Consider the following 1,047-nt stretch of genomic DNA (forward strand, 5'->3'; position numbering starts at 1 on the left):
TTAGTGAGTGTTTGAGATTTGGGGTGCGGCGGCGTGTCGGGTTGAGGTGAGGGAAGGCCCTCGGTAGGTCCGGTGGTGTCGAGCCAACCGTTTCCATACCGAGGGCCTTCTGATGACGTTGTACCCGATCACTGTCACGCCGTCCGCGTCGCCCCGCCGTTATCCGTCGCAGCGGGTGCGGCGGGAACGGGAACGGGCGGTGCGGCGGCGGTATCCCAGTGATCTGACCGATGCGCAGTGGGCGTTGATCGCGCCGCTGGTCACGCCGGTGTCGGTCGGTCGGCGGGGGCGGCCGCCGTCGCATCCGATGCGGGCAATCGTCACGGCGATCTTGTATGTGGCCTGCACCGGTTGTCCGTGGCGGGCCCTGCCGCGGGAGTTCCCGCCCCCGGGGACGGTGTACTGGTGGTTCGCTCGATGGCGCGATGACCACACGTTGATGCGTCTGCACGACCGGTTGCGGGAGCAGTGCCGTACCGCCGCCGGACGGCACGCGCATCCCAGCGCCGGAGCGATCGATTCTCAGTCGGTGCGCGCCGCGGACACCGTGCCCCGACACAGCCGCGGTTTCGACGTCGCGAAGAAGGTCAACGGCCGTAAACGCCACATCGTCGTGGACACCATGGGCCTACTCCTGGCCGTCATGATCACCGGCGCGCACGTCAACGACCGCACCATCGCCCGTGACCTGCTCTGGCGCACCCGGCTGTTCCACCCCCGCCTACGCCTGCTCTGGGCAGACGGCGGCTACATCGGCACCCTGAGCACCTGGGCCCGCCACGCCCTCGACCTCACCGTGCACCTGGTCCACAAACTCCCCGGACAACACACCTTCGTCGTGCTGCCCCGCCGCTGGGTCGTCGAACGCACCTTCGCCTGGATCAGCAAGAAACGCCGCTGCGTCCGCGACTACGAACACCTACCCACAAGCCACGCCGCCTTCGTCACCTGGGCCATGATCCACGTCATGGTCACCCGCCTGGCCCGACACACGAAACCGGCCCAGGCAACCCACACCTGAGCCGGAATCTCAAACACTCACTTAAC

The 1,047-nt window shown here is 67.3% G+C and carries 1 protein-coding gene; it reads left to right on the top strand.

The window, feature by feature from the left end; all coding sequences use genetic code 11:
* The first annotated feature begins 199 nt into the window (after positions 1-199).
* Complete coding sequence (locus KBX39_RS31860; RefSeq protein WP_043330464.1) at positions 200-1,021, top strand: IS5 family transposase; 822 nt, start codon at positions 200-202, stop codon at positions 1,019-1,021.
* Positions 1,022-1,047: the final 26 nt, after the last annotated feature.

The organism is Micromonospora sp. D75, assembly GCF_018070405.1.
Classification (GTDB): domain Bacteria; phylum Actinomycetota; class Actinomycetes; order Mycobacteriales; family Micromonosporaceae; genus Micromonospora; species Micromonospora chalcea.